Below are 19,021 nucleotides of genomic sequence, written 5' to 3'. Positions count from 1 at the left end.
CGTGACAGGCTGGCAGTTCTGGGTCGACCGGGGCGGGACCTTCACCGACGTCGTCGCGCGGCGCCCGGACGGACGGCTGCTGATCCACAAGCTGCTGTCCGACAATCCGGCGCGCTACTCCGACGCGGCCGTCGCGGGCGTACGCGAACTCCTGTCCGGCTCCGGGGACCCCGTCGAAGCGGTGCGCATGGGCACCACGGTCGCCACCAACGCGCTGCTGGAACGCAAGGGTGAACGCACCCTGCTCGTCATCACGCGCGGCTTCCGCGACGCCCTGCGCATCGCCTACCAGAACCGCCCCCTGATCTTCGCCCGCCGCATCGACCTCCCCGAGCTGCTCTACGAGCGGGTCGTCGAGGTCGACGAGCGCATCGCCCCCGACGGCACCGTCCGCACCGCGCCCGACCTGGACGCCCTCGCCGGGCCGCTCCGCAAGGCCTACGACGACGGCATCCGCGCCGTCGCCGTGGTCTGCATGCACAGCCACCTGCACCCCGCCCACGAGCAGGCCGTAGGGGACCTGGCCGCGCGCATCGGCTTCCCGCAGATCTCGCTGTCCAGCGAGGTCAGCCCCCTGATGAAACTCGTCCCGCGCGGGGACACCGCCGTCGTCGACGCCTACCTGTCGCCGGTGCTGCGCCGCTACGTGCGGCATGTCGCCGACGAGCTGGAAGGCGTGCGGCTGATGTTCATGCAGTCCAACGGAGGGCTCGCCGAGGCCGGGCAGTTCCGCGGCAAGGACGCGATCCTGTCCGGGCCGGCCGGCGGCATCGTCGGCATGGCCCGCATGTCGCGACTGGCCGGCTTCGACCGTGTCATCGGCTTCGACATGGGTGGCACGTCCACCGACGTGTCCCACTTCGCCGGCGCCTACGAACGGGTCTTCACCACACAGATCGCCGGTGTCCGGCTGCGTGCGCCCATGCTGGACATCCACACCGTCGCCGCCGGCGGCGGCTCGATCCTCCACTTCGACGGCTCCCGCTACCGCGTAGGGCCGGACTCGGCGGGCGCGGACCCGGGCCCCGCCTGCTACCGCGCGGGCGGCCCCCTCACCGTCACCGACGCCAACGTCATGCTCGGCCGCATTCCTCCCGACCACTTCCCCCGGGTGTTCGGCCCCGACGGTGACCAGCCCCTCGACGTGTCCCTCGTCCGTGAGCGCTTCGACGGCCTGGCGCACGAGATCCGCGAGCGGACCGGCGACGACCGCACCCCCGAACAGGTCGCCGAGGGTTACCTGCACATCGCCGTCGCCAACATCGCCAACGCCGTCAAGCGGATCTCCGTCCAGAAGGGCCACGACGTCACCCGCTACGCCCTGACCACCTTCGGCGGTGCGGGCGGGCAGCACGCGTGCAGGGTGGCCGACCTGCTCGGCATCCGAACCGTCCTCGTACCGCCCATGGCCGGTGTCCTTTCCGCGCTCGGCATCGGTCTCGCCGACACCACCGCCATGCGGGAACAGTCCGTCGAAGCACCTCTGGAAGCCTCCTCCATGCCCGGTGTCACCAAGACGGCGGACGACCTGGAGGCCGCGGCCCTTGCCGAACTCCTCGCCGAGGACATCCCCGAGGACCGCATCGAGGTCACCCGCCGCGCCCAGCTCCGCTACGACGGCACCGACACGACCCTCACCGTCGAGCTCACCGAGCCCGGCACCATGAAGCACGCCTTCGAGGAACGTCATCGCGCCACGTACTCCTTCACCCTCGACCGCCCGGTCGTCGTCGAAGCCCTCTCCGTGGAAGCCACCGGCATCACCGACCCCCCCGATCTCTCCGCTCTAGCCCCCTACCAGGCCGCCCCCACGGGCAGCCCCGCCTCACACACCGTCCGCCTCCACAGCGGCGGGACCTGGCGCGACGTACCCCTCCACCGCCGTGAGGAACTGCCCCCGGGCGACACGGTCACCGGACCCGCGATCATCACCGAGGCCGGTGCGACGACTGTCGTGGACGACGGCTGGCGGGCCGCTGCGACCGACGACGGGCATCTGGTCATGGAACGCGCGGCGATCACGCAGAGTTCCGAAGTGGACACGAAAGCCGACCCGGTCCTTCTCGAGGTCTTCAACAACCTCTTCATGTCCATCGCCGAGCAGATGGGCGCCAGGCTCGAATCCACGGCCCAGTCCGTCAACATCAAAGAACGCCTGGACTTCTCCTGCGCCCTGTTCGACCCGGACGGAAACCTGGTGGCCAACGCCCCGCACATCCCCGTCCACCTGGGCTCGATGGGCACCAGCGTCCAAGAGGTCATCCGGCGGCGGAACACCCGCATGCGGCCGGGGGACACGTACGCCGTCAACGACCCCTACCACGGCGGCACCCACCTCCCCGACGTCACTGTGATCACCCCGGTCTTCGACACCGACGGCACGGCGGACACGGAGGGTGACCGGATCCTCTTCTACGTCGCCTCCCGCGGTCATCACGCGGAGATCGGCGGCATCGCGCCGGGTTCCATGCCCGCGGACAGCAGCACCATCGAGGAGGAAGGCGTCCTCTTCGACAACTGGCTGCTCGCCGAGAACGGCCGCTTCCGCGAGGAGGAGACCCGCCGCCTGCTCAGCGAGGCGACCCACCCCTCGCGCAACCCCGGAACCAACCTGGCCGACCTGCGCGCCCAGATCGCCGCCAACCGGAAGGGCGTCGAGGAAGTCACCCGCATGATTGAGGACTTCGGCCTCGACGTCGTGCAGGCGTACATGCGGCACGTCCAGGACAACGCCGAAGAAGCGGTGCGCCGCGTCATCGACGCCCTCGACGACGGCGAGTGCGCCTACGAGACCGACTCGGGCGCCGTCATTCGCGTACGCGTGCGCGTGGACCGTGACAACCGCTCCGCCACGGTCGACTTCACCGGCACGTCACCACAGTTGGCCGGCAACTTCAACGCCCCCTACTCGGTGGTCAACGCGGCCGTCCTGTACGTTTTCCGCACCCTGGTCGCCGACGACATCCCCCTCAACGACGGCTGCCTGCGCCCGATCCACATCATCGTGCCGTCCGGCTCGATGCTTTCGCCCGAGCCGCCCGCCGCGGTGGTCGCCGGCAACGTGGAGACCTCCCAGGCCATCACCGGCGCCCTCTACGCCGCGCTCGGTGTGCAGGCGGAGGGCTCCGGAACGATGAACAACGTCACCTTCGGCAACGAACGCCACCAGTACTACGAGACCGTCGCGTCCGGCTCCGGCGCGGGCGACGGCTTCCCCGGCGCGAGCGTCGTCCAGACCCATATGACCAACTCCCGCCTCACCGACCCCGAAGTCCTGGAGTGGCGCCTGCCCGTCGAGTTGGAGGAGTTCTCGGTTCGTCTGGGCAGCGGCGGCGCGGGGCGGTGGCGTGGCGGGGACGGAGCGGTCCGCCGCATCCGGTTCCGAGAGCCGATGACCGTCTCCACGCTCTCCCAGCACCGCAGGGTTCCCCCGTACGGCATGGCGGGAGGCGAGCCCGGGGCCCTGGGCGCCAACCGAGTCGAGCGTGCGGACGGAACGATCACCGCACTTGGCGGAAGCGACACGACGGACGTCGGCCCCGGCGACGTACTCGCCATCGAAACCCCTGGCGGCGGAGGCTACGGTCCACCGCCCCCCGACCCCCATCAAGCAGGAGAAGAGATCGATGATCTTCGGGCGATCTGAGCGCGGCAAGCCCCCGATCGAGCCCGTCACGCTCAAGATCCTGGTGGCCGGCGGCTTCGGAGTGGGCAAGACGACCCTCGTCGGCGCGGTCAGCGAGATCAGGCCGCTGCGCACCGAGGAACTGCTCACCGAAGCCGGCCGCCCGGTCGACGACACCAGTGGCGTGGAAGGCAAGCACACCACGACGGTGGCCATGGACTTCGGCCGCATCACGCTGCGTGAGGATCTCGTGCTGTACCTCTTCGGTACACCCGGCCAGGAGCGGTTCTGGTACATGTGGGACGAGCTCACCGAAGGGGCCCTTGGCGCCGTCGTACTCGCCGACACCCGCCGTCTGGAGGACTGCTTCGCCGCCGTCGACTACTTCGAGCGGCGCTCCATACCGTTCGTCGTCGGCGTCAACTGCTTCGATGACGCGGCCCGTTACCCCGCGGAGGAGGTACGCCAGGCCCTCGACCTGGACGCGGGCGTACCCCTGCTGCTGTGCGACGCGCGTGAGCGGGAGTCGGCCAAGGAGGTCCTCATAGGTGTCGTCCAGCACGCCATGGCGCAGGCGGCGGACCGCCGCCAGGCCGTGACGACCTGACGGACGGGCACGGCCCGTACCCCCGCCGACTGGGGTACGGGCCGCAGTACATGGATGTGAGGCCGGCACGCGCGCGTGTGCCTAGCTGTCGCCGTCCTCCACCCAGCCGAGGGTCTTCTCCACCGCCCTGCGCCACTTGCGGTACTCCCGGTCCCGCTCGGAGGCCTCCATGGCCGGCGTCCACTCCGCGTCCTTCTGCCAGTGCGTCTTCAGCTCGTCGAGGTCGTTCCACACGCCGGTGGCGAGCCCGGCCGCGTAGGCGGCACCCAGGGCGGTCGTCTCGGACACCTTGGGGCGGATCACGGGCACGTCGAGGACGTCCGCCTGGTGCTGCATCAGGAGGTTGTTCTTCGTCATGCCGCCGTCCACCTTCAGCGTGCTGATGTGCACGCCCGAGTCCTGGTACATGGCGTCGACGACCTCACGCGTCTGCCAGCTCGTCGCCTCCAGTACGGCACGCGCGAGATGCGCCTTCGTGACGTAGCGGGTCAGCCCGGCGACGACCCCGCGCGCGTCGGAGCGCCAGTGCGGCGCGAACAGGCCCGAGAAGGCCGGCACTATGTACGCGCCGCCGTTGTCGTCGACACTCGCCGCCAGTGTCTCGATCTCGTCGGCGGTACGGATGACGCCGAGCTGATCGCGGAACCACTGCACGAGCGCGCCCGTTATCGCGATGGACCCCTCCAGGCAGTACACCGGCGCCTCGCTGCCGATCTTGTAGCCCATCGTCGTCAGCAGCCCGTTCTTGGACGGCACCGGCCGGCTCCCGGTGTTCAGCAGCAGGAAGCTGCCCGTGCCGTACGTGTTCTTCGCCGACCCCACGTCGTAGCACGCCTGCCCGAACACGGCTGCCTGCTGGTCGCCCAGCGCGGACGCCACCGGTACACCCGCGAGCTGGCCCCCGGCCGTCCCGTACACCTCGGCCGAGGACCTGATCTCGGGCAGCACGGACTCGGGCACATTCATCGCCGAGAGGATGGAGGGGTCCCATTGGAGGGTCTCCAGGTTCATCAGCATGGTGCGCCCGGCGTTGGTGACGTCGGTGACGTGGCGGCCGCCGTCGGTGCCGCCCGTGAGGTTCCAGATAAGCCAGGAGTCGATCGTGCCGAAGGCGATCTCACCCTGCTCCGCGCGGGTCCTGAGCCCGGGCACGTTGTCCAGCAGCCAGGACACCTTGGGCCCGGAGAAATAGCTGGCCAGCGGCAGCCCTGTCTGCTCGCGGAACCGGTCCTGGCCGTCCGGGCCGCCCAGTTGGTTGCAGAGTGCAGCGGTGCGGGTGTCCTGCCAGACGATGGCGTTGTGCACGGGCTTTCCCGTGGCGCGGTCCCAGAGCACCGTGGTCTCGCGCTGGTTGGTGATGCCGAGCGCACTGAGCTGATCGGCCCGTAGCCCGGCTTTGGCGATCGCCCCGGCGACCACCGCCTGCACCTTCGACCAGATCTCGGTCGCGTCGTGCTCGACCCAGCCCGGTTTGGGGAAGATCTGCCGGTGCTCACGCTGATCCACAGCGACGATCGCGCCGTTCGCGTCGAAGATGATGCAGCGGCTTGATGTCGTGCCCTGGTCGATCGCGGCCACGTACTTCTCGGCGTTGTTCGTCATGGCTTTCCCCTTGGGCTCGGTTCAGAAAGCTGAGGCGTGGATGAGGCCGGCGAGCGTCACTCCGACGAGTGGCCCAACGACCGGAATCCACGCGTGGCCCCGGTCGGAGGTGCCCCTGTCCGGGATCGGCGGGACGGCGATCGACTGAGTGTTCGGGTGGGTGCCCAGAGTGACGAGCGGATTCGCGCCGGCGCCGAGGAGGATCAGGATCGCCGTTCCGGCGACCTCGCCGACGAAGACGTCTCCGCTGTGCATGGCGGCTCCTAGGCCCGTGGACGGGCACTCGGCCCGATCCTCCGTGCAGGGTGCTTCGCGTTGCTCCCGTGCCGATCAGGCGGAGCCGGACAGGGCCCGCGCCCCGTCGGCGCCCGTGACGAGTGTGCCGTCGCAACCGACCCGGCCAGGGGAGTGGGCCTCGGCCCACGAGCCCGTACGGCGCAGTGCCGGAATGTGCCGAGAATGTACGGCGATGTCGGCTGCCAACCCGAAGTGTTCACCGGCGCTCGAGGGGCGTCAAGGTCGCCGACGGCACCCGTTCCGGACACATCCCCGCTCCGGCGCGCGAGACCACGCCCCCCGGCCGCCGGACGCGCTGGGAACGCACGTACACGGCATCGAGACGGCCTGGCCACACCCACGCAGGCCCACAGTGGCTCTCTCAGGCTCTGCCGGGCTCCCCCACGGCACACCCGGCCTCGCTCGGCGTCGGGTCCGCACCACGCAGGATCTCGTGCCCGGGCAGACCCACCTGACCGAGCACCCAGCTCACCCCTCTGAGCGCCTTCGCGGCCTTCTTCAGGGGCGCCAGCGAGGCCGCCGCCTCTCGGTGGTCCGTCACGCTCCCGGGCGGGCACAGCACTGTGGCCAGGGACAGCGTCACCGGCCGCCCACCGGCCGTCCAGGGCACGTCCAGGACCGAGGTGGCGAGCGGATCGAGCCCCTCCGGATCGGCGAGCACCAGGAAGTCGTCCCCGCCGATGTGCCCCACGCGCGTGCTCCCCGAGGCCGCGACCAGCAGCGCCCGTCCCACCGACCGGATCAGATCGTCGCCCGCCGCGAACCCGGCGCCGTCATTCACCTGCTTGAAATGGTCGACATCCAGCCAGCTCAGCGCGAACGGCCGACCGTCCGCGATCCGCCGGTCCACCTCACCGGTGATCGCGTCCGACCCGGGCAGCCGCGTCAGCGGATTGAGCCCGGCCGCCTCCTCGACGCGCGTCTCGGCCAGCGCCCGCACGAGGTCCGCCAGCCGCACGACGCCCACGCACCGACCGTAGGCGTCGACGGCGGCCACATCGTCGGACGTACGGTCGCGTACGCCGTCCGCGACGACCTCCAAGACCTCCCAAGCGGTGGCGTCGATGCCCACCGTGCGCGGCGGATCGCCCAGCTTGGCGGCGGGCCGGTCGGCGTACAGGGCGTGCCCGTAGCGGCCCGACAGGGACAGCAGGAAGCGCGACCGGTGCATGGACCGCACCGGCACCCCGTTCCGGTCCACGAGCAGCACCCCGGACACCTCCGGTGACCCGGTCAGCAGCGCACGCACCTGAGCCGCGGACGCGTTGGCGGGCAGGAGTGCGGCCGGCCGCACGAACTCCCGCGCCAGCGGACCCGACGGCGACGGCGCCTCGACCTCGGGGGAGCGGCGCGGAACGTATACGTCCGCCGCCGGCAGCCTCGCCGGGGGCGCGAACAGCTCCCCCTGCGCCAGCTGCGCCCCGGCTGACAATGCTGCCGCGAACTGCCGTTCGGTCTCGACGCCCTCGACGCACAGCAGTGCCCTCAGCCCGTCGCAGAGCGTCCGCATCGCCCGCACCGCGGCGGGCCGGGCGAGCAGCGACGCGTCGAGCTTCACCAGGTCGGGCCCGAGGTCTGTGAGGAGCCGCAGCGGCACGTCTCCGTCCCCGACGCCGTCGGCGCTGATCCGGAACCCCTGCTCCCGCAGCGCGGTCACCGCCTCCAGCAGCGCGTGCTGGGGCACGTGCGTATACGGCGGGCAGACGTCGATAGTCACCTCCCACGGCATGCGCCCCGCCCCGCACACGGCGGCATGCAGCGAGGTGAGCCCACCGAGGTCCGCGAGCGTCCCGGCGAACACATTGACGTGCAACGGCAGCAGCGACTCCTTGCCGACCGCCGCGCGGACCGCCAAGACGGCCAGCTGACCGTCGAGTTCGGGATCCCGACGCGCCTCGGCCAGGATGTCTCCGGCCTCCGGGCGGGCCAGGACCTCCAGCGCCGCGACCCCGCCGGTGGACAGGTTGACCACCGGCTGGAAAGCGAAGCGGAGAGATTCCGACCAGGAGCGCACGGGAGCATGATGGCGCCCACGGTGAGCGCTGAGACCCAGTTCATGAGACGTTCACGCAGGATTCCGGGGTGATCACACAGCGTGCCAACGGAGTCCATGAGAACCGTGTGACGAGGCATCATCTTTGCTACGCCGGTGGCTCCGAGACTGCGTGAGGCGTCACCACGTGAAGCGATTTTCCCGTGCGCGTACGTCGGGGCAGTGGCACACCAGCGGAACGCTTTCGCTCCTCACCGCACCGCGATCACCGCCGACCCGTGCCCGAACAACCCCTGGTTCGCGGCGATCCCCACCCGTGCCCCGGCCACCTGCCGGTCACCGGCCTGCCCCCGCAACTGCCACGCCACCTCACAGACCTGGGCGATCGCCTGCGCCGGAACCGCCTCCCCGAACGACGCGAGTCCACCGCTCGTGTTCACGGGTATGCGCCCGCCCGGCGCCGTCCCGCCGTCCCGCAGCAGCTTGGCGCCCTCGCCCTCCCCACACAGCCCGAGGTCCTCGTACCACTGCAGCTCCAGCGCCGTGGACAGGTCGTACACCTCGGCGAGGGAAAGGTCCCCGGGCCCGATGCCCGCCTCCTCGTAGGCGGCGCGGGCTATCGAGGCCCGGAACGTCTCGTCGGCGGGCGTGACCGCCACCGCGGAGTCCGTCGCGATGTCCGGCAGGTCCAGGACGGTACCGGGGTAGCGCGGTGTCACCGTGGAAACCGCCCGGATCCGTACCGGCTCCGCCGCACCGTGGCGGCGCGCGAACTCCATGCTGGACATCACCAGAGCCGCCCCTCCGTCCGAGGTCGCGCAGATGTCGAGCAGCCGCAGTGGGTCGGCGACCACCGGCGAGGCGGCGACCTCCTGCGCGGTGACCCGCTTGCGGTAGCGCGCGTTCGCGTTGCGCGCGCCGAACGCCGCGTTCTTCACCTTGACCTGGGCGAAGTCCTCCAGGGTGTCGCCATGGACAGCCATCCGCCGCCGCGCGTACAGCCCGAAGTACGTCGGATTGGTCGCCCCGAGCACCCGGAACCGCAGCCAGTCCGGATCGTCCGGCCGGTCACCTCCCGCCGGCCGGAAGAAGCCCTTTGGTGCGGCGTCCGCCCCCACCACGAGGACCACGTCGGCGAGGCCCGAGAGGATCTGCGCCCGCGCGGTGCTGATGGCCTGCGCCCCTGACGCGCACGCCGCGTACACGCTGGTGACCCGCGCGCCCTGCCAGCCCAGGGCCTTGGCGAAGGTCGCCCCGGCCACATACCCGGGGTAGCCGCCGCGCACGGTGTCCGCACCGACGATCGAGCCCACCTGCCGCCAGTCCAGCCCTGCTTCGGTGAGTGCCGCGCGTGCGGCCGCCACGCCGTACTCGACGAAACCCCGCCCCCATTTGCCCCATGGGTGCATACCGGCCCCCAGCACGGCCACGTCCGCCGTCATACCGCCCTCCCCGTCGGCCGCCAGTGCCACGTCGTCCAGGTCGTCTCCGCACCCCCGTGCAGCACGCCGGGGACGACCTCCACCTCCATGCCCACCGCCAGGTCGGCGACGGTGACTCCGGGAGCCGCCTGCCCCAGCACCACCATCCGCTCGGACTCCAGCTCCACAGCGATCAACGCGTACGGCTCCCACGACAGTTCCGGATCGGTCACGTAGGGTGACGGAGGCCGGTACCGGCTGTCCGTGTACGACCAGATGCGCCCGCGCCGCGACAGTGGCAGTTCCTCCAGATCACCACCGTCGCACCCAGGGTTGCGGCAGTGGACGTCCTCGCGAGGGAAGAAGACCGCCGCGCAAGCCGAACAGCGCGTGCCCAGCAAGCGGAAGCCGTCCCCGTCTCCGGTGAACCAGCCATCGACCACGGGCGTTCGTGAACGCGACAAGATCCCTCCCAGCACCGAGAACTGACGAGACGTCAGAAGTGTGCCACCGGATCCGGAGAAGCGCTAAAGGTGCGACCGGCCGACCGGGAAAGTCCTGCTGCTGTGCCATTCGGCGACCCACCAGGAGACGCTATCGGCAAGATCGGCTACAGTCCGCGCGTGTCCGAAACTCTGCACTCCGCCCCCAACTCCGCGCCGAACTCTCATTGTTCGAGCTGCGGATCGCCCTACGGAGAGGGCGTCTCCGGCTGGCCCCGCACCTGCCCGGCCTGCGGCACCGTCGCCTACCGCAATCCACTGCCGGTCGCGGTCGCGCTTCAGCCGGTGTACGACACCCAGGGTGCCGCTCTGGTCGTCATCACCCGAACCGTCGCCCCCGCGCGCGGGGGCATCGCCCTGCCCGGCGGTTACATCGACGACCGTGAGGACTGGCGGCAGGCACTGGTCCGTGAACTCAGGGAGGAGACCGGCATCGAGGCGGCGAGCCGCGACATCCGGCTCATCGACGCGATGAGCGCTCCCGACGGTCATCTGCTGCTGTTCGGCGCCCTGCCGGAACGGCCCGCCGACCGCCTGCCCGAGCCCACCGCCACGGACGAGACGGAGGGCTGGCACCTCCTGCGCAGGCCCGAGGAACTCGCCTTCCCGCTGCACACCCTCGCCGTGAAGGCCTGGTTCGAGGGCCGGTACATCTGAGTCAGCGCTCGCCGAGCCCGCGTACCCGCACCGGGTGGGGCGGCTCCTCGCCGCCCCTCCCCTCGCGCTCGACGACCACCCGCGTGCCCTCCCAACGCGCGTGATAGCGCTCGATCCCGGGTTCCTCCCACCCGTCCCCGGCATCCGGCACCACCAGCCCGGACCCGGTCCGCCCCCGTGCGGGAGCCCACACCTCCAGCTCCAGCCCGCCGTCCGTCCCGCGCGTGGGAATCACGGCACCCGCGCGCGCGAGCACCGGTATCCGCGACAACGAGGCGTCGACGAGAACCTGCGCCGGGCCCTCGTAGGCCTGCTCCGTGGCCGTGTCGTACCAGCGGCCCCGAGGCAGCTGGACCGCACGCCGGTCCGCGCCCGGGTCGAGCACGGGCGCCACCAGGAGACAGTCGCCGAGCAGGAAGGCGTCCTCACAGTCACGCAGCGCCCGGTCCTCGGGCGAACTCCACCACAGCGGCCGCACATAGGGCGCACCGGTGCGGCGGGCCAGATGCGCCAGCATCAGGTAGTACGGCAGCAGCCGCCGGCGTTCGACCAGCGCCACGCGCGCGTGCTCCAGCACCTCGGTACCGAACTCCCACGGCTCCCTGCGCCCTGCCCGCAGGCTCGCGTGCGTGCGGAACAGCGGCAGGTACGCGCCGAGCTGGAACCAGCGCAGAAACAGCTCCGGCGACGGACTCCCGTCGAAGCCACCCACGTCCGGCCCCGAGTAGGGCACCCCGCACAACCCAAGCCCCATCACCAGCGACAGCGACGCCCGCAGCCCCGGCCAGCCGGTGGCGACGTCGCCGGACCAGGTGCCCCCGTAGCGCTGCACGCCGACCCAGCCGGACCGTGAGAACAAGAACGGCCGCTCCTGCGGCACCAGCTCCCGCAGCCCCTCGTAGGCCGCCCTGGCCATGCACAGGGCGTACACGTTGTGCGCCTCGCGATGGTCGCCGCCCTGCCCCTCCAGGTCGTGCCGCGCCGAACGTGGCAGCGTCGGCTCCCCGAACGCGGCGAACGACGTCGGCTCGTTCATGTCGTGCCAGAACCCCGAGAACCCCTGCGCCAGCCGCTCCTCGTACAGGCCGCCCCACCACTTGCGCACGCGCGCGGGAGTGAAGTCCGGATACACCACCTCCCCGGGCCACACCACACCCCGCACCGGCTGGTCCGACGCGTCCCGCACGAAGACGTCATGGACCGTCCCGCTGTCGTAGACCTCGTTGCCCGGCTCGGCCTTCACCGCCGGGTCGACGATCGACACCAGCCGGATCCCTTCCCGCCGCAGCTCCTCGGCGAGCGCCGGCAGCTCGGGGAACCGTTCCTGGTCCACGGTGAACACCTGATGGGCGTCGTAGTGGTCGATGTCCAGGTGCACCGCGTCCAGCGGCAGCCCGTGCTCCCGGTATCCCGCGACGATCCGCCGCACCTCCCGCGCACTGCCGAAACCCCACCGCGCGTGATGGTGGCCGAGTGCCCAGGCCGGCGGCAGCGCGGGCGCGCCGGTGAGCGAGGCCCAGGCGAGCAGCACGCGCGCGGGGGTGCCCACGATCACCCAGCACCGCAGCGGACCGCCGTCCACGCGCATCTCGCACGTCCCTGGCCGGTCGTGCCCGGAGCCGGCCCCCTCCTCGCCCTCCCGCAGCGTCGCCGTGCCGTCCCACGAACTGTCGTGGAACACCAGATGCGTGCCCGCGTCGGCCACCACCAGCTGCACCGGCATCGTGATGTACAGCGGATCGTCGCCAGGGGCGAACGCGCGCCCCGGGTCGGTGTTCCACAACCGGTAGGTGCCGTCCCGCAGCCGGGGACCCGAGGAACGCCCGCCCAGCCCGAAGAAGCGCGCGTCGGCGGACACCTCGGAACGCTGCATCCAACGTGCCTGGCCGCCCCCGACCGGCTCCCACCACCGCGGCGGCAGATCCCGGCGCAGCGTCACACCACCAGGGGTGCGCACCTCCACGGCCCCGTTCCGCGACACCGCGACCGTGACCCGCTCCGCGACGACGCGCCAGCCGCCGTCCTTGTCCGGCTCCAGCACCGCCCGGGGATCGGGTTCCGGACAGCGGCCGGCGAGCGCGTACGACGGCTCGGGCGCCGCACCGTCCCAGCCCCAGAAGACAGCCCCGTTCACCGCGACGGTGATCCGCAGCTCGGAGCGGCTGAATCGCAGAACGCCGCCACCAGGGCCGGGCGTCGCCTCCTGCACCTGCCCGGGCACCCGCGCGCGCTCGGCACCCCGCGCGGGCAGGCCGGCGGCGTCCGCGCGGCGCCTGCGCCATGCCGCACGTACGGTACGCAACCCCTGAGCCGCCCCCACGAAACCGACCGCCTTCACCGAATGCACCAGGTCACGACCGTCCATTCTGCTCACCCTGCCACTGACCGGCGTATTCGCGTGTGTCGTTCAACTGCCGTTCACCCGTGCCGGGAGCACATCTTCACGACACGGACTATGTGGGCGGCACCCTGGTGCAGAAGTCGATCACATGGCATCGTCCCTGTCAGCCGCGTCACGCGCACACCCCAGCACGTGCGCGGGCGACGCACACGACGCGCACAGTCCGGGAGCCGCCCATGTCGACCGTGAACCCTCAGCCGCTCTGGCAGCCCGATCCGGAACGCATCGCCCAGGCGCAGATCACCAAGTTCCAGGCGTGGGCGGCCGAGCACCACGGCGCCCCGAGCGAGGGCGGCTACACCGCGCTGCACCGCTGGTCCGTCGACGAGCTGGAAACGTTCTGGAAAGCCGTCACGGAATGGTTCGACGTGCGCTTCTCGACGCCCTGCACGCGCGTGCTGGCCGACCGATCGATGCCCGGCGCACAGTGGTTCCCCGGCGCGACCCTGAACTACGCCGAACACGCCCTGCGAGCGGCCGCGACCCGCCCGGACGAACCTGCCCTCCTGTGCGTCGACGAGACCCAGGAACCACGCCCGGTCACCTGGTCCGCGCTCCGCCGCCAGGTCGGCTCCCTGGCCGCGGAACTGCGCGCCCTCGGCGTACGCCCCGGAGACCGGGTCAGCGGCTACCTCCCCAACATCCCCGAGGCCGTCGTCGCCTTCCTCGCGACCGCCGCCGTGGGCGGCGTCTGGACCTCCTGCGCCCCCGACTTCGGCGCCCGCAGCGTCCTCGACCGGTTCCAGCAAGTGGAACCCGTCGTCCTGTTCACCGTCGACGGCTACCGCTACGGCGGCAAGGAACACGACCGCCGCGACACCGTGGCCGAGCTGCGCCGCGAACTGCCCACCCTGCGCGCGGTCGTGCACATCCCGCTCCTCGGCACGGCAGCTCCCGAAGGCGCCCTGGAGTGGTCGGCCCTCACGAGCGTGGAGACGGAGCCCGAGTTCGCGCAGGTGCCGTTCGACCACCCCCTGTGGGTGCTGTACTCCTCCGGCACGACCGGCCTCCCCAAGGCCATCGTCCAGTCCCAGGGCGGCATCCTCGTCGAACACCTCAAGCAGCTCGGCCTGCACTGCGACCTGGGCCCCGAGGACCGTTTCTTCTGGTACACCTCGACCGGCTGGATGATGTGGAACTTCCTCGTCTCCGGCCTCCTGACCGGCACCACGGTCGTCCTGTACGACGGCAGCCCCGGCTACCCCGACACCGGCGCCCAGTGGCGCATCGCCGAACGCACCGGAGCCACGCTCTACGGCACCTCCGCCGCGTACGTCATGGCCTGCCGCAAGGCGGACATCCATCCGGGCCGGGACTACGACCTCTCACGCGTGCAGTGCCTGGCCACCACCGGCTCGCCCCTCCCGCCCGACGGCTTCCGCTGGTTGCACGACGAGGTGCGCGACGACCTGTGGATCGCCTCCGTCAGCGGCGGCACGGACGTGTGCTCCTGTTTCGCGGGAGCCGTCCCGACCCTGCCCGTGTACATCGGCGAACTCCAGGCCCCCGGACTCGGCACCGACCTGCAGTCCTGGGACCCGAGCGGCAAACCCATGACCGACGAGGTCGGCGAGCTCGTGGTCACCAACCCGATGCCGTCCATGCCGATCCGCTTCTGGAACGACCCCGACGGCACCCGCTACCACGACAGCTACTTCGACACCTACCCCGGCGTCTGGCGCCACGGCGACTGGATCACCGTGACCTCCCGGAACTCCGTGATCATCCACGGCCGCTCCGACTCCACGCTCAACCGGCAGGGCGTGCGGATGGGCTCCGCCGACATCTACGAGGCAGTGGAGCGCCTGCCCGAGATCAGGGAATCCCTCGTCATCGGTATCGAACAGCCCGACGGCGGCTACTGGATGCCTCTCTTCGTGCATCTGGCGCCCGGAGCCGTCCTCGACGAGGCCCTCCTGAACCGCATCAAACAGGCCATCCGTGAGCAGCTCTCACCGCGCCACATTCCCGACGAGGTCATCGAGGTGCCCGGAGTCCCGCACACCCTCACCGGAAAGCGCATCGAGGTCCCGGTCAAGCGCCTCCTGCAGGGCACCCCGCTGGAAAAGGCGGTCAACCCCGGCTCCATCGACAACCTCGACCTGCTCCACTTCTACGAGGACCTCGCCCGTAAGCGAGGCTGACGTCCAGGGCCGCTGCTCGGCAGTACCAGCGTGACCTGCGGTTTCCCCCTGCCGCATACCTGGCCGACCCGCGTTGTCAGTGCGGCCGGTTACTGTGAGTGAGCATTGATCGACTGCGCACAGGGGGAAACAATGGCGCACACCGACCACACGACCATGCGACGCGTCCTGCACCGCGAAGTCGCCGGCACGATCGGCCTGCTCACCGACGAGTACGACTTCCGGGCCATGCGGCGCTATCGCAGCTTCACGTTCGACGACCACGAAACCTACTTGCAGCAGGTGGAAGCCCTGCTCAAAACACGCGCCGCCCAGGGCAGCCACACCACCGTCGCCCTCTTCGACCCCCAGGAGTACGCGGACTTCTGCGAAGGCGGAGGACTCGACCCCGACCTGCCGTCGAGCCGCACACGCTTCACCGCGGAACTGGCGGCCAGCGGCACCACCGTTCCGTACGAGGGCCAGAAGCTCGCCGACCTCGTCCCGGTCCTCGTGGACGAAGCGGTACGGCAGGCGACCTGGGAGTACGCCTCGACACTCCTGGCCCGCGTCGGCGCCTGCGCGACCTGCGGCGAGGACATCGGCCGCACCGCCTTCGCCCGGGCCTCGAAACTCCTCGTCCGCATCCTCGACACGGCACCGCCCGGCAACCGGCACCTCGTCTGCAGTGTCTCCGGCACCCCGGAAACCCTGGTCGCCGCCCTCCACGCGGACCGGGCCAGCGACGGCACCCCCCGACTCGACGAGGCCGAAGCCCTCGAATTCACCACGGTCCTGGCTCTGGGCATCGCCACCCGCAGCCCTGGGGGACTGGTCATGCGGACCACCGCTCCCGCCACCGCGGACCGCATCTACGGCTGGCGCCTGCGCGCAGGCGGCCTCGAACCCCTGACCGCCGGCGAGGTCTTCGACGCCTACTGCACCGACGTGGAATCGGGCGACCTGATCTCCCCGGAATCAGGGGTCGACTACGGCGTCCCGCCGGACCTGGGCGAGGACGCGAGGGGCGAAGAAACCGGAGAGAAGGGCGAGGAAGGAGAGGAGGGGCAGGCCGGGGAGCACCGCCACTGAAGAAGCCCGGACATGGACGGGGCGCCCCACCAGCAGGTGGAGCGCCCCGCACAGGAGCACCGTCGTCCGCCCGGTTCGCCTACTCGCCGGACAGCACCGCCTGAGCCGCGTTACGCGCCTCCTCGGCGGTGTCGGCCGCACGCGCGGCAGCCGCTGCCCGCTCGCACTGCGCCAGCGTGTACTTCGCCAGGGTCGCCCGGACATAGGGGAGCGACGCCGCACCCATGGAGAGGGAGGTGACACCCAGACCCGTCAGCACACACGCGAGCAGCGGATCGGACGCGGCCTCACCGCAGACACCACAGCTCTTGCCCTCGGCCTTCGCCGACTCGGCAGACAGCGCCACCAGGTCCAGCAGCGCGGGCTGCCACGGGTCCTGAAGCCGGGACACCGCGCCCACCTGACGGTCGGCGGCGAACGTGTACTGCGCCAGGTCGTTCGTGCCCAGGGACAGGAACTCGACCTCCTGCAGGATCGAGCGCGCCCGGAGCGCCGCCGACGGAATCTCCACCATCGCGCCGAACTTGGCCCGCAGCCCGGCCTCCCGGCACGCGTCCGCGAACGCCTTGGCGTCCGTGCGGTCCGCCACCATCGGGGCCATCACCTCGAGGTAGACGGGCAGCCCCTCGGCCGCCTTCGCCAGCGCGGTCAGCTGGGTGCGCAGCACCTCGGGGTGATCGAGCAGCGTCCGCAGGCCCCGCACGCCCAGGGCCGGGTTCGGCTCGTCGGACGGCGTCAGGAAGTCCAGCGGCTTGTCGGCACCGGCGTCCAGCACGCGCACGACGACCCTGCCCTCGGGGAACGCCTCGAGAACCTGTCGATAGGCCTCGATCTGCTTCTCCTCGGACGGCGCCTGCTTGCTGTCGTCCAGGAAGAGGAACTCGGTGCGGAACAGACCGACGCCCTCGGCGCCGGCCTCCACCGCGGCCGCGATGTCCGCGGGACCGCCGATGTTGGCGAGTAGCGGCACCTTGTGACCGTCGGAGGTGGCACCGGGCCCGGTCGACGCCGCCAGCGCGGCCTTGCGCTCAGCGGCCGAAGCCCTCAGCCGGTCCTTCTTCTCGTCGCTCGGGGTCACGAAGATCTCGCCGGTGCTGCCGTCCACGGCGATCATCGTGCCCTCGGCCAGCTCACCCGCGCCCGGCAGCGCCACCACGGCAGGCACGCCGAGCGCCCGAGCCAGGATCGCGCTGTGGCTGGTCGGCCCGCCTTCCTCGGTGACGAAACCGAGAACGAGCGTGGGGTCCAGCAGTGCCGTGTCCGCAGGCGCGAGGTCACGCGCGACCAGTACATACGGTTCGTCGCTGTCCGGCACACCCGGCATCGGCACCCCGAGCAGACGGGCGACGATGCGGTTCCGCACGTCATCCAGGTCCGCCACACGCCCGGCGAGGTACTCACCGGCACCGGCGAGCAGATCCCGGTACGCCGCGAAGGCGTCATACACCGCGCGCTCCGCGGTGCTGCCGACGGCGATCCGCCGGTCCACGTCCGCGATCAACTCCGGGTCCTGGGCCATCATGGCCTGCGCCTCGAGTACGGCCTGTGCCTCGCCGCCTGCCAGATTGCCGCGTGCCATCAGGTCGGCCGCCACCGCCTCCACGGCCTGCCGGGCGCGCCCCTGTTCGCGCTCCGCCTCCCCGGCCGGGATCTGCTTGGCGGGCGGTTCGAGCACCGCCGTTCCCATGTGCCGAACCTCGCCGATCGCCACCCCGTGGCTCACGCCGACGCCTCGCAGCGTTGTCTCCATCTCACCCGTCTCCGATAGTGCGGCGGACCCCGCCGCCGCGGTGGTTGTCCTACATGCCGTCATACGACGGTGCTGACGTCACTTCCAGACGAAGAGAGCGTCGCCCGACTTGACGTCGCCGTCCTCGCGGAGTTCGGAGAGAGCCTCGGCCGTGGCCTCCAGCGCCACGATCGGGCACACCGGCGACTTGCCGGCGGCCTCGACCGCGCTCGGGTCCCAGCGCACGACGCCCTGACCACGGGCCACGGTGTCGCCCTTGTTCACGAGCAGCTCGAAGCCCTCACCGTTGAGCTGCACGGTGTCGATGCCGAGGTGGGTGAGCACGCCGTGTCCCTCAGCGTCCACGACGACGAAGGCGTGCGGGTGGAGGGAGACGATGACTCCGTCCACCGGCGAGACGGCCTCGGAGGGCTCACGTACGGGGTCGATGGCCGTACCCGGGCCGACCATGGCCCCGGAGAAGACCGGATCCGGTACTGCGGCAAGTCCGACGACGCGTCCGGCGAGCGGGGACGTAACGGTGGTCATGGGAGCCTCCCAGGGGGCGGAGATTCATATATGAGCCGTCACAGCCTGTCCCGGACGGCCCACTGCTGAGCAGGGTATGTCATGGGAAGTCCCGGTTCGCCGGAGACCTCCCAATAGAGGTCTAGACCACCAGCGTAATGGATTTGCACGCGCTCCGCGGCCCCATGTACAGTCGTACTCCTGCTTGAGGCTGAGCGATGCGAACTAGCGTCGTCGCCCGGCGGTACCCAACTTGTCAGATCCTAACTCGGGTCTCCTTCTGCATGCCCGCAGAACGGTGGTCAGAGAGACGGAAAAACCCTGATAGAGTTTGGAAACACCGAAGGGAAGCGCCCGGAGGAAAGCCGCGAGAGAGATTCTCGGGTGAGTACAAAGGAAGCGTCCGTTCCTTGAGAACTCAACAGCGTGCCAAAAGTCAACGC

13 protein-coding genes are annotated in these 19,021 nt (G+C 70.8%); 5 read left to right on the top strand and 8 right to left on the bottom strand.

All coding sequences use genetic code 11. The features are described 5' to 3' along the window. Window position 1: 1 nt before the first annotated feature. Both ACFV6X_RS21470 and ACFV6X_RS21465 read left to right on the top strand, forming a co-directional pair. Entirely contained in the window at window positions 2–3,646 is a 3,645-nt protein-coding gene (locus tag ACFV6X_RS21470) for a hydantoinase B/oxoprolinase family protein (protein ID WP_385385754.1), read from the top strand. Then, entirely contained in the window at window positions 3,627–4,232 is a 606-nt protein-coding gene (locus tag ACFV6X_RS21465) for an ATP/GTP-binding protein (RefSeq protein WP_385385752.1), read from the top strand. The genes ACFV6X_RS21470 and ACFV6X_RS21465 overlap by 20 nt, the downstream gene beginning before the upstream one ends. A gap of 81 nt (window positions 4,233–4,313) precedes the next feature. Here the strand turns inward: ACFV6X_RS21465 and glpK are convergent, their stop codons facing one another. The 5 genes from glpK to ACFV6X_RS21440 form a co-directional block, all read right to left on the bottom strand. Then, window positions 4,314–5,834 (bottom strand): glycerol kinase GlpK, encoded by a 1,521-nt coding sequence (gene glpK, locus ACFV6X_RS21460; protein WP_385385750.1) that lies wholly within the window; start codon window positions 5,832–5,834, stop codon window positions 4,314–4,316. A gap of 21 nt (window positions 5,835–5,855) precedes the next feature. Further along, window positions 5,856–6,089: a hypothetical protein gene (locus tag ACFV6X_RS21455; RefSeq protein WP_385385748.1), complete on the bottom strand. Its 234-nt coding sequence runs from the start codon at window positions 6,087–6,089 to the stop codon at window positions 5,856–5,858. 403 nt (window positions 6,090–6,492) lie between these two features. Beyond that, window positions 6,493–8,145, bottom strand: a complete 1,653-nt coding sequence (locus tag ACFV6X_RS21450; RefSeq protein ID WP_385385747.1) for an EAL domain-containing protein — start codon at window positions 8,143–8,145, stop codon at window positions 6,493–6,495. 230 nt (window positions 8,146–8,375) lie between these two features. Further along, window positions 8,376–9,566 carry a lipid-transfer protein gene (locus tag ACFV6X_RS21445; RefSeq protein ID WP_385385745.1) on the bottom strand — a complete coding sequence of 397 codons (1,191 nt, stop codon included), beginning with the start codon at window positions 9,564–9,566 and terminating at the stop codon, window positions 8,376–8,378. After that, window positions 9,563–9,988 (bottom strand): Zn-ribbon domain-containing OB-fold protein, encoded by a 426-nt coding sequence (locus ACFV6X_RS21440; RefSeq protein ID WP_385385884.1) that lies wholly within the window; start codon window positions 9,986–9,988, stop codon window positions 9,563–9,565. Before ACFV6X_RS21440 ends, ACFV6X_RS21445 begins: the two co-directional genes overlap by 4 nt. A 180-nt stretch (window positions 9,989–10,168) precedes the next feature. Here ACFV6X_RS21440 and ACFV6X_RS21435 point away from each other — a divergent pair, with 180 nt between their 5' ends. Next, a complete protein-coding gene (locus ACFV6X_RS21435) occupies window positions 10,169–10,705 on the top strand; it encodes an NUDIX domain-containing protein (RefSeq protein WP_385385743.1) in 537 nt (178 codons plus the stop codon). A 1-nt stretch (window position 10,706) separates the two neighbouring features. Here ACFV6X_RS21435 and ACFV6X_RS21430 read toward each other — a convergent pair whose 3' ends face one another. Continuing rightward, on the bottom strand, window positions 10,707–13,070 hold the full coding sequence (locus ACFV6X_RS21430) for a TIM-barrel domain-containing protein (RefSeq protein WP_385385741.1): 2,364 nt from the start codon (window positions 13,068–13,070) through the stop codon (window positions 10,707–10,709). Window positions 13,071–13,282: 212 nt separating this feature from the next. Between ACFV6X_RS21430 and ACFV6X_RS21425 the strand changes: the two genes are divergently transcribed. Together ACFV6X_RS21425 and ACFV6X_RS21420 are read left to right on the top strand one after the other, a co-directional pair. Beyond that, window positions 13,283–15,250 carry an acetoacetate--CoA ligase gene (locus ACFV6X_RS21425; RefSeq protein WP_385385739.1) on the top strand — a complete coding sequence of 656 codons (1,968 nt, stop codon included), beginning with the start codon at window positions 13,283–13,285 and terminating at the stop codon, window positions 15,248–15,250. Window positions 15,251–15,382: 132 nt separating this feature from the next. Further along, window positions 15,383–16,321 (top strand): hypothetical protein, encoded by a 939-nt coding sequence (locus tag ACFV6X_RS21420; protein ID WP_385385737.1) that lies wholly within the window; start codon window positions 15,383–15,385, stop codon window positions 16,319–16,321. A 79-nt stretch (window positions 16,322–16,400) separates the two neighbouring features. Here ACFV6X_RS21420 and ptsP read toward each other — a convergent pair whose 3' ends face one another. Beyond that, the gene (gene ptsP, locus ACFV6X_RS21415; RefSeq protein ID WP_385385735.1) at window positions 16,401–18,071 is read right to left on the bottom strand and encodes a phosphoenolpyruvate--protein phosphotransferase; all 1,671 of its coding nucleotides are present in this window, start codon (window positions 18,069–18,071) and stop codon (window positions 16,401–16,403) included. Between the two features lie 78 nt (window positions 18,072–18,149). Beyond that, on the bottom strand, window positions 18,150–18,599 hold the full coding sequence (locus ACFV6X_RS21410; protein WP_385385733.1) for a PTS glucose transporter subunit IIA: 450 nt from the start codon (window positions 18,597–18,599) through the stop codon (window positions 18,150–18,152). Window positions 18,600–19,021: the final 422 nt, after the last annotated feature.

It is taken from the genome of Streptomyces sp. NPDC059861, from assembly GCF_042731435.1.
Taxonomy (GTDB): domain Bacteria; phylum Actinomycetota; class Actinomycetes; order Streptomycetales; family Streptomycetaceae; genus Streptomyces.
The sequence above is the reverse complement of the archived record's forward strand: the minus strand, read 5'-3'. Positions and strand labels throughout refer to the sequence as shown.

Bases quoted from the DNA above. Each gene is read 5' to 3' on its own strand.
- ACFV6X_RS21465 (WP_385385752.1), top strand. From the start codon at position 3,627: ATGATCTTCGGGCGATCTGAGCGCGGCAAGCCCCCGATCGAGCCCGTC.
- glpK (WP_385385750.1), bottom strand. From the start codon at position 5,834: ATGACGAACAACGCCGAGAAGTACGTGGCCGCGATCGACCAGGGCACG.
- ACFV6X_RS21455 (WP_385385748.1), bottom strand. From the start codon at position 6,089: ATGCACAGCGGAGACGTCTTCGTCGGCGAGGTCGCCGGAACGGCGATC.
- ACFV6X_RS21445 (WP_385385745.1), bottom strand. From the start codon at position 9,566: ATGACGGCGGACGTGGCCGTGCTGGGGGCCGGTATGCACCCATGGGGC.
- ACFV6X_RS21430 (WP_385385741.1), bottom strand. From the start codon at position 13,070: ATGGACGGTCGTGACCTGGTGCATTCGGTGAAGGCGGTCGGTTTCGTG.
- ACFV6X_RS21425 (WP_385385739.1), top strand. From the start codon at position 13,283: ATGTCGACCGTGAACCCTCAGCCGCTCTGGCAGCCCGATCCGGAACGC.
- ACFV6X_RS21420 (WP_385385737.1), top strand. From the start codon at position 15,383: ATGGCGCACACCGACCACACGACCATGCGACGCGTCCTGCACCGCGAA.
- ptsP (WP_385385735.1), bottom strand. From the start codon at position 18,071: ATGGAGACAACGCTGCGAGGCGTCGGCGTGAGCCACGGGGTGGCGATC.
- ACFV6X_RS21410 (WP_385385733.1), bottom strand. From the start codon at position 18,599: ATGACCACCGTTACGTCCCCGCTCGCCGGACGCGTCGTCGGACTTGCC.